Origin of the sequence: Telmatocola sphagniphila (assembly GCF_018398935.1) — a bacterium.
Taxonomy (GTDB): domain Bacteria; phylum Planctomycetota; class Planctomycetia; order Gemmatales; family Gemmataceae; genus Telmatocola; species Telmatocola sphagniphila.
The window spans coordinates 6276964-6291796 of record NZ_CP074694.1 but is presented as its reverse complement, the minus strand read 5'-3'; the positions used below and the strand labels follow the sequence as shown (position 1 = coordinate 6291796).

Here is a 14833-nt window from a genome sequence, read left to right as displayed (position 1 = left end):
ATTTATAGTTTGTCGATGAGCGAACCGATCTAAGAGGGATAGTGTCTCTTGGTATCGAAGCCGCCTTAGCACAGCGGTAGTGCACCGCTTTCGTAAAGCGGGGGTCCGGGGTTCAAATCCCCGAGGCGGCTGTTTTTTTAAACCCCGCAGTGTCAAGCACTTGCGGGGCTTTTTATTGTCTGAAACACTTCAGATTGACATGGGTTTTGTTGCCAATTTGTAACCAATCTCAGAATTCACCCAAACATCTGTTCCAAAGTTTTCTTTATTTTGCATTCGTCCGGGGAGCATCCCCAGGGGAAAGTCCAGCACTTGTTGGCTAAGAACCCTTACTTGGGATGTCTGTAAATCAATTCGAGACGATCCCTCCGAAATTACCGGATCGAAGCGGATATCAAATCCTCCAATTTTTGATCTAAGCCCTTAGAAATTCGGTCGATTTTCGCACTGTGAAACTGTCCAAACAGGCTGGACGGTCGGTCGAACTCGATGTGAGTCTTGCCTTCGGATGAATAGATTAACACGCGAAGAGGAGCATAAAGACTGGCTCGAAGGTCAAATCGAGTCATTTCGACTGCGAATAGCGGATTTCCGATCACATACTGTACGGCTTGCTTGTCCTGTCCGACCAGATGCAAGAGCTTGCCGTGCTCCTGGGCTTCGAAAAGCATGAATCCGCTGGAACCTTTCATTCGTTCGAGCTTGGCTCGAGTCGCTTCCGCGTCTTTTTTTGCAAGGGACTGGCGGAACTCGGTAGAGTCGAGCTTACCCAGTTGCTCGAGAAAGGCCTTGGTAACCGCCTCATACGACTTCTCCGCGGAAATGTGAACGTGCTCAACACTAATCGTTTTCACTTCCCGCAGGGATGATGCATCATCTTTTTCGACTGTCTTACTGGGTGCGGAGGGATTAGGTCCGCTCGAAATCGATAATGAAGCTAATACGAATCCCGCCTGCAACATTAAAAACTTCATAACTCTCTCCGTTTTAAGTGTTATTGGATCTCAAAATTTCATTTACCGACTACCCGACCGGTACTGATCGCGGTTCCCAGCTTCAAGCAAGTTAAGAGAGCCTACATTTTTTGGGATTCCAATTTATCCAGGCGGACGACCGCTTCCAAGATATTGGCGGCCAGTGCAGGTCCGCAGATCTCATGAACCTGAGCCTGAGCCTTCTCCCAATCGGGTCCAATTTTTTCAATGAGCGCGCGACCAAGGTCGGTTATCTCGAGCAGGTTAGCTCGCCCAACCCCGGGGGTAGTATTTATCCATTTTCGAGCGATAAGCCGTTCGAGATCCCGGCTCATGGTCGACTGATCCATCATCATGGTGTGGCAAAGATCGACGCCCCGCACCGGGCCCGAATAGGCAATGGCCACCAGAATGTTGACTTGACTGACACGAACCCCATGAGGCCGCAGGGCCGCATCGTAGATCCCGCTGACCACCCGGTTGAGTACGCGCATGCGAAAACCGAGACAACAGCTGGCCATGCGGGTCGCGTAGTTTTTTTTCTGGCTCATACGTGAATTGTATATGCAAGTCACCCCCTTTTCTAGCAAAAAGTGCGGCAAAACTTTGCTCTTTGGCGAACGATTCTCGATCTGGCAGATACCAAGGAGTCTGCGATCTTGGCTAAAAGTGCCGCATAAGTGCTCGAAAAGTGAATCGGACTTGGAGCGGAGTTCGCAACGGCTCTTCGACGCATCGAGCCTGCAAACTCATCAAACCTCCCCTTTTGATTCTTCGATAATAAATTTCTCTTCCTTTTGTCCCGCTTTCAATCCGCAGACTTCACTTTCGCGAAACTATCGAACGGCCTGTCTACCGCTTACGCTTAGTAAGACATGTCAGAGGCCGGACGATGGAAACCGTATTGATACGATCCACTCGAAATTGGCTGAGTCCTAGCTGGTAGGGCTTCCAAAATGGGCTCGTCAAGTGAAGATTTGAACCATGAAAATTCTCGGCGAGCATTGATTACTTGAACGAGAAGATCCGGAAGTCTCGGACGCACTGAAAGAGCAGATGAAGTCCGAGGGTATCGATAGTAGGTTTCGCAGTGAATTGATGAGCAGGACAGAAAGATCAGCCACCAAAGTGAAACTGCAGGTTCGGGTGGAAACAACTGGCAGAGTCAGCAAAGAAACCGACAGTTTGATAGCAGCTAGCGACCGAATTGTCCGGCTATTCTTGGCGCCCCTCGCTCGGACGCAAATGTTTTTCGAGACGCGCGGTTTCATGAAAGCTTTAATTGGCTCGGAGGATCAAATTCTCAGTTTCATGGCGTTTGGTTCGAATGTGAGTGTGATGAGGTCCCTGGGACAGATGGACAGGCCTGCAAACTCGCCTTTAAGTTTTATATTCGGGACGAGCTTTAGCCTTCCTTCCGCCGTCGAAAGTTGGATTTTCTTTTTCGTCAGAAGCGATTCGCTGAACCTGCCATTTTCAGATACCATCCCTCGTAATCGAAACTACCGATCTATCTAAATTGCGAGAAATAAGGAGCTAGCCGATGAGTGAGTTCAAAACCAAAGACGGCACGAAGATCTACTTCAAGGATTGGGGTTCGGGACAGCCCGTTGTTTTCAGCCATGGTTGGCCACTGAGTGCCGATGCCTGGGAGGACCAAATGTATTTTTTAGGTGAACATGGCTATCGAGTAATTGCACATGATCGCCGCGGTCATGGCCGCTCCAGTCAACCCTGGGATGGCAACGATATGGACACCTATGCGGACGATCTCGCGGAGTTGGTGAAAACTCTCGATCTTAAAAACGCCATCCACATCGGACACTCTACCGGTGGCGGTGAGGTGGCTCGCTATATCGGCCGGCATGGCACGCAGCGTGTTTCGAAGGCCGTGCTTATTGGGGCAATTCCCCCTTTGATGCTGAAAACCAAAGCGAATCCCGGGGGGTTGCCCATCGAAGTCTTCGATGGATTGCGAAAGAATTTTCTCGCGGACCGCTCCCAATTGTTTAAAGAGCTGAGCGCGCCTTTCTACGGTGCCAATAGAGCAGAATCCAAAGTGTCTCAAGGCCTTCGCGACTTCTTCTGGTTACAGGGCATGCAAGCGGGTTTCAAGAATGCCTTCGACTGCATTCAAGTCTTTTCCGAGACCGATCTGACCGAGGATCTCAAGAAATTCGACATTCCGACACTGTTTATTCACGGCGATGACGATCAGATCGTACCTATCGCCGCTTCGGCGCTACTGTCGGCCAAAATCGTCAAAGGTTCAACTCTGAAAATTTACCCAGGTGCACCGCATGGTCTCACCAGTACTCACAAAGACCGGGTCAATGCCGATCTGCTGGCCTTCCTACAGGGGTAAAGCAACTTCCAATAGAACGCTCTCCTTTTGAGGTGCATCCAGAATCGGTTTCATGAAGTCCTCTCGATTTTTATTTCCGATTACGGTTAGCGCCTGGGGGGGCTTTTCAACCCAGCCGGGTGAGGGAGTTGGAGAACTTCTATGGAGAAGCGGGCACCAAGGTAGCCCCGACTCTGCCAGCGCTTCAAGTTTTCTCACCAGTTCGCGACTTTTCCGAAATTTGAGACCGGCGCTGGCAGACCACTCTCCGGTCGACACACCCGACTACGGACCCAGTTCGCTGCCATCTCGTTTGAAGTTGCATTACACATTTGACAATCTGGCAAACAGGATGGAAGAGTTCACCGAAAAAATCAGAGGGAATAAGGATTCCCTCTGTGCACGGGACTACGACGTTTCGGTCGATTTACGCGCGGCTTTCAGAAGCATGAACCGCATAACCACCGGGGCCGAGCCTTATAAACGCGACCTGAAGACTTTGCATTACCACCTCCTCGACGCGGGTCACTTCGCCCTGGAAACCAATGGAGATGAGATCGCTGGACTGATGAAAGAGTTCCTTAGCAAGCATGTAGGTAAGAAGTAAAGCCAGCTTGCGTTCAGCAACTGTAAAGAGAGGAACTTGCTGGCCGGCGTTTCACCCGGGAGAAGTCATGTCGAACGTACAGCGTCGAGAGTTTCTGTTCGGCGCGGCCGCTTTCATGGCCGCCATGGATAGTTTGGGGGGAGCTGCGTCGGCAGCGGCTAGCGATCCATCTTTCCAGAACAATGTTCCCGACCCACTGCTTGCGGGCAAAGATCTGCCGACTTTCAAATTCTCTTTGGAAAAATCGGAAGGCAAAGTGATTGGCAACAGTTTCGGGAAGGAAGCGACCGTCGCCCAGTTGCCGATTTCCAAGGGAATTGCCGGTGTCTCGATGCAGCTCGAACCGGGGGCAATGCGGGAACTCCACTGGCACGCGACGGCAGCGGAGTGGGCTCTGGTGCTCAGCGGCCACGTCCGCACCACGGTCATCGATCCACAAGGAAACGGCGAGACGAACGACTTCGTGCCCGGCGACGTGTGGTACTTCCCGCGCGGGCACGGTCACATGCTCCAGTGCCTCGGCGATAAACCTTGCCATTTCATTTTGATTTTCGACAACGGATATTTTTCCGAGTTTGGAACATTCAGTATCAGCGATTGGCTGGGACACACTCCAAAAGCTCTACTCGCAAAGAACTTCGGCCTCCCGGAGTCGAGCTTCGATGGTTTCCCGAAAGAGGAAGTCTACTTCGCTCGGGGCGCGGTGCCCCCGACAGAGCCCGCCGTCCCGTTGCAGGGACGAAAATTACCCGCTCTGACTCACAAATATCAGCTTCTCGAACAACCCCCTCACAAGGTCTTCAAAGGCGGCCGAGAATGGCGACTCGATTCAACGAGATTCCCGATCTCGAAGACAATCACCGGCGTCGTTCTCGATCTCGAACCGGGCGCATTGCGGGAACTCCACTGGCATCCCAATGCGGACGAATGGCAGTACTTGATCGAGGGAAATATCAGTGTAACGATGTTTGGTTCGCACGGCCGATACCGGACCGAAACCCTGCAAAAAGGAGACGTGGGGTACATTCCCCAGGGCTATGGGCACTCCATCGAAAACGTTGGGGACAAACCATGCCGGGTTCTGATTGGATTCAATTCGGGCACTTACGAGGTGATCGACCTGTCGCAGTGGATCGCCGGGAACCCCGCCGACGTGCTGGCCACCAACTTTGGTAAGCCAAGGGAGTTATTCCAGATGTTTCCGAAGGAAGATGTTTTCATCGCTCCTCAGGGGCACGCTAAACTTCAGCCACGCGAATGAGAGTCCGGTTTGGTTACTCGCCGAATCTTTGTGAGATGTGGATTTCAGTTACTGTGATGGGAGTTCAATTAAGTGATTCCATGAAGATCATCGATACTTTGCCCCAGCCGGAATCTCAGGATCAGGTTCAATTAGCATCAGAGGAATCATTTCCGGCCAGTGATCCGCCGTCCCGGAGCGTCGTTACGGGTATCGGCGGACCAATTCGAAAGTCCGAGATGCTCGAAGCCGAGTTGGATTCGCATGTTAAAGGCGTTGCCAGATAGAATCGATTGGCTTAGGCGAAAATTTCCTGGCGATATCGCACTCACGCCGGCAGCGAGGACGATTCTGAAAGCGGCAGTCGTACGATAGAAAGCCAAGCCTACATCAGTCTAAGCTGCTAGCGGTATCCCTGCAGGCAATGCCCGGATCCGACGGTGTTACATCCTCATAGATGAAGTGGGATCACCTCATCCTTTGGGTATCCGCAAGCAATCATCCGCTCGAAAAGAAATTAAACCTCGAGTGAGGAGCGAGCGAAGCAGGAAACCCGCACCACTCCTGGTCGTTGTGCCAGGAGCCGCCCGAGAGGGAGGGTTGCCCAAGAGCCTGTGGGGCGCTATCTCGGATATGCTGGAAAGCATTCGTTCGAATTAGCTCAACGGCGGCCAATTCGCATCCAAACCTTCGCGTTCAATGGCCTTCACATCGTCCTCTAAAACGCCGAACTGACGTGCCGCCTCCGTCCGGGACTTGGACACGCTCAATCCCTGATCCTGGGCTTTAACCAAACTCAAGAAGATCTCTTGGCGTTTCTCCAAAGGTATGCCGGTACTCGAGTTCAGCGTGGTCATGATACTTTTCCTGTGAAAGGCGTTTTGTCCAAGACGAGATCAAGCCTGCGGTCTCTCAGTACTAATACGCTGAAACACACGGTTCTCGAAAGCGTCACCGAATTCCATTTTTTCGTTATCGAAGATCCACTCTGGGGCCAAAGAGCCCTCTCCATTTGCGGTACTTGCGATTCCGGGGATAGAGTCGCAATTTCGGAACTTGCGTTTCCACCTCCACGGATGGTGAAGTCATCGAGCCGGTAGCGTGGTCCACCCAGAAGGAATTCAGCTTCTCGATGAACCTTCGATCAACCGGCGGAGAACTACACGGTCACCGCACTGATTTATTATTTTACTGTATGCGAGGACTTATGGCTTCGGACCGATCTGAATTGCGAAAAATTTCGGCGGTTTTTTTAGCATCGTGGAAGCGTCTTCACCGAGAATTCCGAACATTCTTTGCTAATCGGGAGAATTTAGGCCATTTCTGCTGAATTCGGTTAAAAACAGAAAGCGCCGAGCTTCGCTATTTAACTCGAACCGATATTGAAGTCGCAGATATCGAACATTTGTTGTGCGAACTTGTGAAGAATAGAAACGGTTTGATTTTTCGGCCGAAAGCTTTAGATTCGAAATCATTTTTCATCCCTCCCTCAAACACTTGCACAGCTGTCGCACACTCAGCGTAACTGCAACTGCCCGGCGTTGCGGTGGGCACTTTTGAAAGATCCTTTAAAATCGAGGCTTTTCAGTAAATTTGAAATAGTTTTGGACAAATTTCTCAATTCGAGCACTTGTCTTGAGCATGAGTAAGGTTGCTAGTACGGACGCGGGACTTGTTGCGGCAGTATTAGCTGGCGATCGTAGAGCGTTTGGTTTGCTTTACGATCGTCATGCCGGGTTGGTACGTACGATCGCTTTGACCGCAAATCGAGATCAATCGACGGTAGATGATATTACGCAGGAGACTTTTTTGCGGGCCTATCGCCAATTGGCGACATTGAAGACTCCGGAACATTTTTCCTTCTGGCTGGCAGGTGTAACACGCCGGGTTGTACAGGAAACGGTTAGGAAAAAGAAGCTTGAACCATTAAGCGATAAGACCGATCGCAAGTTGAATGATACGCCTAACGATGTTCGCGAACTGATCGCTCGGTTGCCGGAAGAAGAACGAATGGCCATCTGTCTCTTTTTTCTTCAGGAAGAAGACGTCGCGACCACCGCGGATCGCCTGCAAAGATCTCGTTCGGGAACCTACGCTCTGATCAAGCAAGCGCTTGCGCGTTTGGCGAAATGGTGGCATTCAGATGAACCTTCCGAGGTGCAATCATGATTTGTAGCCAGGACGAATCGCTGATTGACTCGCTGCTGGGGGAAGCTGATCCCGAGTTGTGGTCGCACCTAAAAACCTGTTCGAACTGCACAGCCCGCCAAGAACATTTGCGGACTTTACTCCATCGATCGCGAGTCTTCTGGAAAACTCTCAACGCTTCCCACGACAGAGATAGGGAACTTCTGCTGACATTGATTTCCGAAGACCCTGCTTACAGCGCGTCTTCCTTACTGCGGAGGTTTATCATGGATCGAAGAACCTGGTATAGCGTCTCGACGGCGTTCGTGCTGCTGATAGGCCTGACGCTTTTAAGTGTTCTCTCTCGGCCGGGCATAGTTTTGGGGCAGGTCGCTCAGAAAATGGAGGAGATTAAGTCCTTTTCCGCCTTAATAGAAATTTTAAAGGAGAACGAAGAGACACGAAATACCCCAAAAGGTGTCGAGGGCGATTCCCAGGAAATGAACGATACCATTGGGAAAATTATCTGGTCCGCTTCGGGAGATTTTCGCGAGGAAACATACCCCAAGCCCTTGCTTGTAGGAATAATGACAGCGAAAGGGAAAGGTTTAAGCATTGATCATCGGAGCAAAATCGTCGAGGAAATCCCTGCCAAAGATGTCGAGTCATCTAGGAAACTCGCGAATTCCTTCTTCCATAATCTCATGGAATTCAAAGATTCCGAGCGGAAACCGATCGCCATTGATGAAGTGGAAGGATTGAAGTGCCCCCGTTTCGATTTATTCCAAAAAGACTTCAAAACGCATAATCCGCAATGGGATTATCGGATCTGGGTCCATCCGGAAACAAAACGACCCATTCGGGTGGATTTTAAAGCGGATCCTGCCGATCCGTTTGGTACTGACCAAAGAACGATTCGAATGACCAATTTCAGCTGGAATGTCGCGACGGATTCCACGTTCGATACAACCATTCCAAATGGTTATCGCCTCAAGGAAGCAGACAATTCCTACGATTGGGTAGCGGAACAAATAATAGGATCGTTGAAAGCTTACGCCGAACTGTACGGGACATATCCCAAGGTCTCGCGCTTCGATAATCAGTTGCTCGCCGACTTTGAAACGAAACTTCGAAATGCCAAAAATGGCGAGGCGATCAATTTGCTTCCCGGCTTCATGCTATTGCAAAATACCGTCACCTCCAGCCCCGATTACAGAGCGAGTTACCGCGGGCAAATTGTGGGACCGAAGGATAAAGAAAAAATCCTATTGCATTGGATTCAGCCGGATGGGAAAGTCCGCGTTATCTTTGGCGATTTGAAATCGAAACTCACCACGGCCGACGAATCGAAGGCCCTTGAAAAATAGTCAGTAACCCGCTCACCACCTAAGCGGATAGGCCGCGATGCTTCCGGTCTACTCTCATTTCAAGGAGGGTTATTATGTATCGAAGATTTTGGTCCTTCGCTTCCAGGAATTTAGTGATTCTCTTTTTTGCGATGGCGATTCCATTCGAACAAGCAAATCGAGGGATGGGCCAAACCGTCCAAAAACCCTTAGAGATGAATTCCTTTTCCGCAGAACTCGTTTCTCTGATGAGTAATGGAAAACCAAGACCTGCGATAGCTTCTTCAGGCAAGGATGAAAAAGCTGTGGCTATTTTGCCGAGCAAAGTATTTTGGTCTTCTCCCGGCAACTACCGAATCGATGATTCGAATATTTTCCATCAATCGACTCTAGTGGTTCTCGCCTATGGAAAAGGAATTAGCATCGATCATGGACAAAAAATTTATTGTGAACTCTCTCAAAAACAGGTGATGGAAAACCAGTCGGACTTTTTTGCAATTGCTTTGAAACATTTCGCGCAATTTGATGGTTCGAATCGAAAAGCCGATGCACAAGAAGAAATCGATGGCATTAAATGCTTTCGTTTTGACGTGAAAACCAAGGAGGATCGAAAATCGAAATGGGATTATCGCATCTGGGTTCATTCGGAATCGAAGCGACCCGTACGAATGGATTGGAAACCCGATGATGAAACTGGGGATTTTTCCCGCTTGAACAAGGTCGAATGGAATGTGAAAACAGAAAATCTCTTCGAAATCACGCCGCCAAAAGGCTACCGGGCGAAAATCTGGAATGTGTACGATTGGGCCGCTGATCAAATCGCTCATTCTTTAACGGCTTACGTTCAGTTATTCGATGAGTATCCAAAAGTCGATCGAATTGACAACCAGCTCATAGCAGCTTTCGAAAAGAAAATCAAAGAATGCAAATTTGTGCCTTCAGAGCATATTCCCGGCTTCATGTTACTTCAGCTTATCCTGACCGATCCCACTACAAAATACCGCGGAAAGATCGTGCAACCAAAGGACAAAGATAAACTGCTTTTGAGTTGGACGCAGCCAGACGGCAAGATCCGCGCAATTTTTGTGGGAAGTACTAAATCGGTGATACTCAGCGATGGAGAGTTGAAAGAACTCGATAAGTAGTTGCGAGAATTGCTCGAATTTGTCGCCTCGATCGCGTTCGGAATCTTTCAGAAAGATTCCGATTCGCTTAAACTCGAGCTTTCAAATTTTTGCAAACAAAACAAGTATTTCGACTTTCGGACAAAAGTTCATAAACTAATTAGACAGGATATTCCTCCGAGGGGAAGCTAGTTCCTTTCGCGTTAGAAATTCCTGCTTTTCACTTCGAACTGGCTCTTAGCGGGCCGGGCCATTTAAAAAGGGGTTTCCGTGCCTATATTGGGCAAAGTCTACACCTTCAATCAGGAAAACGTCAACAAAGCGCCTAATGCCGCAGGAGTTTACGCCTTGTTTGCCGGAGACAACTGCATCTACATCGGCATGGCCGAGGGCGACGGAACTACCCTTCGAACTCGTTTGAAAGAAGATTTTGCGGGTCGTTCGGGGGTCGATATTAAAAAGGCCACCGAGTACAAGCGTGAAATTTGCGTCAATTTCGCCGATCGCGAAAAGGAACTCCTGGAAGAGTACGAACTCACGCAGGGCAATCTGCCCAGCTGCAATTCCGCTGCAAGTTAACTGATTTCTTCCGCTCTCCACACGCTTCTCGGATCGTTAGAGGGCAATCGCTTTTCTAACGATCCTCTCGCTGTCCAGGCGATTTCCGCTTCCGTTCACTCCGTTAAAGCCATATCGCCTCGATTGAGCAGGTAGATCGCACAGATGGGATACCGCTATGATTACGAGTAGCGTCGGGCTGCAGCAGGCAAATCGAGATCAGGTTGAGCAGGCTATCGAAACCTACCGACAGATCGTTATGGCCGCGCGGCATTCGCCCAAAGTGGAGGGAGCCGCCCGAAAAGCGCAGGAGACGTTGAACGCCATCTTCCAGATGGACCGCAAGCTCTTCAGCCCTCTCGAAATCCGCTGGCTCAATATCCTTTGCGGGCAATTAGCCCATCGCCTGCAGAATCACAAGCCTCTGGAAGACCACACCCGGCTGGCGATGCGCGCGGGGGATTCCTTCGACTATTGCTGGCGATGCGAGACGGCTGTGGACGAACGCTTCTCGGCCACTTGCGAAAAGTGCTGTACGAAAACATTCGTCTGGATGATTTGCCCGAATTGCAGAGCCTGCGGCTGTCAGCGCAATGGCAAAATTCTTATTTGATGGTGAATACGGCAACGGATGGTTTCGCCTCGGTGTAACCGGGGCCGGAAATGATCTTATCTCCCTGAATCAGGAAGTGCGCCACTTCGGAAGCCCCATTCGGATGGCTCGCCGTGGGAAAGACTTCGGCACCGATAATCTGATACCAGGGTTTGAAGGAAGCACCGAGAGGATGGCCGAAGGCGGCGTATAGATGATCGTCGCTCATCCGGAACCAGGGATTGGAACCGCGGCCGGCGGGATGCTCGGCTGTAGGATAGATAAAAGCCATCTTGAGGACGTGCATCCCATTTTTGAGATAATACTCCCTCGATAGCGATTCAAATTGAAATGGCCGAGAGTATTAAAAGTCGTTCGTTAGGAGATTTCCAAGTCCCGGCTGAGCATCGAAGGACGAAAATCGTCAGTCGGGATTGGAAATCGTGGAAAGATGCTAGGAAGTATTGAAACTCGCCTATTAATAACGTCGGCTGCGACCGCCTGAGCTGCCGCCGCTACCACCACCGTAGCCGCCGCCGCCACTGCGACCGCCGCCCCCACCGTAACCGCCGCCGCTGCCGCCGCTGCTACGACCGCCGCCGCCACCGCGTTCTTCACGAGGTTTTGCTTCGTTTACAGTTAAATTGCGTCCTTGGAAATCGGCTCCGTTCATGGCTGCGATAGCTTCGTCGCCGCCGGAAGCGATTTCTACGAATCCGAATCCACGCGAACGTCCCGTTTCACGGTCGGTCGCCACTTGTGCTTTGAGTACTTCCCCGAATTGGGTAAAGACTGTTTTGAGGTCTTCGCTGGTCGTGGAGAAGGCCAGATTACCCACATACAAATTCTTCGCTGACATGTAAACCTTTACTCGCGATTACTCGTAATCGCTAACTTTGACTACCAGTTGGGAGAGTAATACCCCGCTGGTTCGAACTATGTAACTTCTCTTATTGTAAGCGATAAAAGCCGATTCCCGCGAAATAGTTTAATTTTTGCAAGTATTTTTGAATTTAAGATCTTCACCCCTCGTCGATCGCACGCCTTTCCGGAGTAGTTGCCTGGGGTGTAGACATCGGATTTTTTTCGTCCACCCAAAAGAGTCGAATCCGCTGAAAAGAGCAGGAATCTTCGGGCAAAAAGTCGCCTCAAGTCGAGAGTGAGGACAAGCATTCGCGATTGAACGGTAGGCGATTTGCACTTGGAGGAAAGATCCTCAAGCCTGTGAAAAAGATTTTTTTTCAGCTTCAGAATTACGCCCGCTTTTTGCACAATTTTCCACAAGGGCTTAAGATCAAATGAGTCCCCGAAATTCGGAAAGGCACCAGATGATCGACCTTCACGAGCTATTTGACGATGGCTCCTTCCACATCACCATTCCCACGTATTTCGTGCGCCGCGAAGCGAGCCTGACTGACAGCGGGGCGGTGCTGCCGGAGTTGATCAAATGGTCGAACAACCTGGGTAGCCATCCGATCGCCTTCACTGACTTGGATCTCTTCGAACGATATCTGGCGAGAACCGGTGACAGCTCTCTGAAACCGATCGCCCTCAGAGATCTCGCCGCTTTTGAAACTTTCCTGCGTTTGCTCGCGCAACTGGGAGAAACCGCCATCGCTTACGATCTCTTTGAAAATAAGGCCCACATCGTTCCCATCGCCGCAACGCTGAAAGAAACCCGGCGACTCCTCGACGAGCAAAAACCGTCCTGAAAAATCTTTTTTCGAGTATTCAAATCGGTATTGCGCCCCCCGTCGACTTCGGTTATGACTATGTTCCTCCCGGGGAGATGGTCGAACTCGAAGACGTTTTGGCGGAACGAATCAACCTCAGGCACTCGCGAATTTTCTTCCGGTCTGCAACCGACATTGCAAACCTCTGGAATTTTCAGTAAGTGTACTGATGTTCAGTATCATTCGCTTTTCACAAGGGGTCAGCAATGGATGGAATTGCTCTTCGCTCTTCCGAAATTCCCGAGGGTTTTATTTCGCAGTATCACCTGGGGAATCGGCTCCACAAGAGCGGGTCGGATCTCGAATACCGCTTTCTGGCAAAGGACTCCCGTCGGCTGCTCCCGGTACGGTTTCAGGGACAGTTCCAGATCGCCATGTGGGGCAATCAGGACACCAAGTGCTTTCTGCCGCGCACGGCTTGGACTTGGAAGCAAACTCTGGATGAGGGCGGCTGGAATAAAATCGGCTACCACCCGGTGATCATTCCTTCGAGCAGGGTGCTGGCGAATGGCATATGGTATCCGACCCGCCAGGGCGTTCGTGGCGTTATTGCATTCGACAAAGCACAGCAGCCGCACGTCTATGTGATTTGTCGAACACCTTCCCGGGATTACCGGGTGATGACTCATACCGATAGGCAACCGCTGCTGGTCGATGAAGAGATCTAATCTAAAGCCAAAAAAAAGCGGTGGTCCGAAATCTCCGGATTCGCCGCTTCGCATTTTTTCCGATAACTTCGAGAATCACTTCTTCGTCGGCGGGGGCGGCGGGTCTTTCTTGATTTCGCCCGGTGGCAGCAACACCTTGATCGGTTGCGGATTCTCGATCTTGTACACGCGAACCACACCTTCTTCTCCACCGACCGCCGCCAGCTTGCCGTCGTCGCTGATCGCCAGGGCGTACAGGTAATCGATATTGCCCGAATAGTTTCGCTGCATGCCGCCGTTGTCGCTATTCCAAAGCTTGAAAGCGTTGTCGCCGCTCACCGACATGAACGTCGGCGTTTTGCCAATAAAAGCCAGACGGGTGACCTGCTTGGTGTGGGCCTGCTGGATGGTACGAATCTGCTCGCCCTTATCGTAGTCCCAGATTTTGATGACGTTATCGGCCCCGGCACTGGCCAGCGCTTTGCCGTCCGACTTCCAGGCCACATCAAGGACGTGGTGCGTATGGCCTTCGAAAGATTTCAGCAGCTTGCCCGAGGGCACCTCAAAAACCTTAACGAACTTATCGGCCGCGCTCGAAGCCAGCTTGGTGTTATCGGGGCTGAACTGCACGGCATAAACTGTATCGCTATGGGCCGGTTTGATATCCTGAATTAGCTTCCAGTCCGAGGTCTGATAGAGGCGAAGTTCGCCATCCTCGGTCGGAGCGCCGCCTCCTGTGGCCAGGTACTTGCCATCGTGGGAGAAGTCCAGTGCGGTCACCCGATCGGCAAAGCCGGTGAGTTTCTTTTTCAGCTTACCGGAGTCGATGTCCCAAATGTTCAGTTCTTGAAATGAGCCGCTGACGAGCGTTTTCCCATCGGGACTGAAAGCCAGCGATTCCACCAGCGAAATATGTGCGGCCTTAGCCGGTTTACCGTCGGCCGTCTTCAGATCGGGGTCGAGCAGAGTTTTAACGAAATCGAATTTCTCAGAATCGTAGATGTTGATCTGATTGGCTCTACCGACCGCAATAATCTTCTTGCCGAAAGCCACGGCCCGCACCGGCTTGACCGATTCCGGGGGCAGGTTCAACACGATTTTCTTTTTCTCCCGCATCCCCATCGGAGCTTTGGCCCCCTGATCGATCCAGGCTTTGACCAGTGCCAGCTCCTTCGGAGAAAGCGGATCCTCACCTTTTAATGGCATGACCGGCTTTTCGCGATGGCCGGAGACTTTGTAGAGAAAACTATCGCTCGCCTTGCCGGGGATGATGACCGTGCCGCGCTTGCCGCCTTTCATCACGCCGGCGTAAGTGCTCATGTCGAACTTGCTTTCGATCACATTCCCCGAATGGCAGACGAAGCACTTATCGGCGAAAATCGGCTCGACGTCTTTTTCGTAGCTAATGGGATCCTTGCGATCGAGCTTGATTTCCTCGATCGGCTTCAGGGGTTTCTCTTTTTTTTCCTGCCCCATCGCCGGCGACAGGAAGAGTAAAAAGAGAGATAGGTAACGCATGGAATATCCTCAAGGGGCGGTGT

General features: G+C 50.9%; 17 protein-coding genes and 1 tRNA gene. 12 read left to right on the top strand and 6 right to left on the bottom strand.

The genetic code is table 11. The features are described 5' to 3' along the window. The first annotated feature begins 59 nt into the window (after positions 1–59). Positions 60–131 (top strand) — tRNA-Thr (locus KIH39_RS25155). A 243-nt stretch (positions 132–374) separates the two neighbouring features. Here the strand turns inward: KIH39_RS25155 and KIH39_RS25150 are convergent. Both KIH39_RS25150 and KIH39_RS25145 read right to left on the bottom strand, forming a co-directional pair. Continuing rightward, entirely contained in the window at positions 375–974 is a 600-nt protein-coding gene (locus KIH39_RS25150) for a DUF302 domain-containing protein (protein ID WP_213496704.1), read from the bottom strand. Positions 975–1075: 101 nt separating this feature from the next. After that, positions 1076–1525: a MarR family winged helix-turn-helix transcriptional regulator gene (locus KIH39_RS25145; RefSeq protein WP_246539426.1), complete on the bottom strand. Its 450-nt coding sequence runs from the start codon at positions 1523–1525 to the stop codon at positions 1076–1078. A 992-nt stretch (positions 1526–2517) separates the two neighbouring features. Between KIH39_RS25145 and KIH39_RS25140 the strand changes: the two genes are divergently transcribed. From KIH39_RS25140 to KIH39_RS25125, 4 genes are all read left to right on the top strand, one after another. Continuing rightward, on the top strand, positions 2518–3339 hold the full coding sequence (locus tag KIH39_RS25140) for an alpha/beta fold hydrolase (protein WP_213496702.1): 822 nt from the start codon (positions 2518–2520) through the stop codon (positions 3337–3339). A gap of 427 nt (positions 3340–3766) precedes the next feature. Further along, a complete protein-coding gene (locus tag KIH39_RS25135; RefSeq protein ID WP_213496700.1) occupies positions 3767–3925 on the top strand; it encodes a hypothetical protein in 159 nt (52 codons plus the stop codon). A gap of 67 nt (positions 3926–3992) precedes the next feature. After that, complete coding sequence (locus KIH39_RS25130) at positions 3993–5186, top strand: cupin domain-containing protein (protein ID WP_213496698.1); 1194 nt, start codon at positions 3993–3995, stop codon at positions 5184–5186. An 80-nt stretch (positions 5187–5266) separates the two neighbouring features. Further along, positions 5267–5452, top strand: a complete 186-nt coding sequence (locus tag KIH39_RS25125; protein ID WP_213496697.1) for a hypothetical protein — start codon at positions 5267–5269, stop codon at positions 5450–5452. Between the two features lie 369 nt (positions 5453–5821). On the opposite strand, the gene KIH39_RS25120 is transcribed toward KIH39_RS25125, so the two are convergent. Continuing rightward, on the bottom strand, positions 5822–6022 hold the full coding sequence (locus KIH39_RS25120; RefSeq protein WP_213496696.1) for a hypothetical protein: 201 nt from the start codon (positions 6020–6022) through the stop codon (positions 5822–5824). Between the two features lie 784 nt (positions 6023–6806). Here KIH39_RS25120 and KIH39_RS25115 point away from each other — a divergent pair. From KIH39_RS25115 to KIH39_RS25095, 5 genes are all read left to right on the top strand, one after another. Beyond that, on the top strand, positions 6807–7334 hold the full coding sequence (locus tag KIH39_RS25115) for an RNA polymerase sigma factor (RefSeq protein ID WP_213496694.1): 528 nt from the start codon (positions 6807–6809) through the stop codon (positions 7332–7334). Positions 7335–7579: 245 nt separating this feature from the next. Further along, a complete protein-coding gene (locus tag KIH39_RS25110) occupies positions 7580–8659 on the top strand; it encodes a hypothetical protein (protein WP_213496692.1) in 1080 nt (359 codons plus the stop codon). Between the two features lie 74 nt (positions 8660–8733). After that, positions 8734–9783 (top strand): LolA-like protein, encoded by a 1050-nt coding sequence (locus tag KIH39_RS25105; RefSeq protein WP_213496690.1) that lies wholly within the window; start codon positions 8734–8736, stop codon positions 9781–9783. A 249-nt stretch (positions 9784–10032) separates the two neighbouring features. Then, positions 10033–10341, top strand: a complete 309-nt coding sequence (locus KIH39_RS25100) for a hypothetical protein (protein ID WP_213496688.1) — start codon at positions 10033–10035, stop codon at positions 10339–10341. A gap of 157 nt (positions 10342–10498) precedes the next feature. After that, complete coding sequence (locus KIH39_RS25095; RefSeq protein ID WP_213496686.1) at positions 10499–10933, top strand: hypothetical protein; 435 nt, start codon at positions 10499–10501, stop codon at positions 10931–10933. On the opposite strand, the gene KIH39_RS25090 is transcribed toward KIH39_RS25095, so the two are convergent. Together KIH39_RS25090 and KIH39_RS25085 are read right to left on the bottom strand one after the other, a co-directional pair. Further along, complete coding sequence (locus tag KIH39_RS25090) at positions 10926–11204, bottom strand: hypothetical protein (RefSeq protein WP_213496684.1); 279 nt, start codon at positions 11202–11204, stop codon at positions 10926–10928. The two genes, KIH39_RS25095 and KIH39_RS25090, sit on opposite strands and share 8 nt — an antisense overlap. Positions 11205–11390: 186 nt before the next feature. Beyond that, positions 11391–11771, bottom strand: a complete 381-nt coding sequence (locus KIH39_RS25085; RefSeq protein ID WP_213496682.1) for an RNA recognition motif domain-containing protein — start codon at positions 11769–11771, stop codon at positions 11391–11393. 469 nt (positions 11772–12240) lie between these two features. Here KIH39_RS25085 and KIH39_RS25080 point away from each other — a divergent pair, with 469 nt between their 5' ends. Together KIH39_RS25080 and KIH39_RS25075 are read left to right on the top strand one after the other, a co-directional pair. Further along, positions 12241–12624 carry a hypothetical protein gene (locus KIH39_RS25080; RefSeq protein WP_213496681.1) on the top strand — a complete coding sequence of 128 codons (384 nt, stop codon included), beginning with the start codon at positions 12241–12243 and terminating at the stop codon, positions 12622–12624. Positions 12625–12851: 227 nt separating this feature from the next. Continuing rightward, the gene (locus KIH39_RS25075; protein ID WP_213496679.1) at positions 12852–13313 is read left to right on the top strand and encodes a hypothetical protein; all 462 of its coding nucleotides are present in this window, start codon (positions 12852–12854) and stop codon (positions 13311–13313) included. Positions 13314–13388: 75 nt separating this feature from the next. On the opposite strand, the gene KIH39_RS25070 is transcribed toward KIH39_RS25075, so the two are convergent. Beyond that, the gene (locus KIH39_RS25070; RefSeq protein ID WP_213496677.1) at positions 13389–14810 is read right to left on the bottom strand and encodes a WD40 domain-containing protein; all 1422 of its coding nucleotides are present in this window, start codon (positions 14808–14810) and stop codon (positions 13389–13391) included. Positions 14811–14833 lie beyond the last annotated feature (23 nt).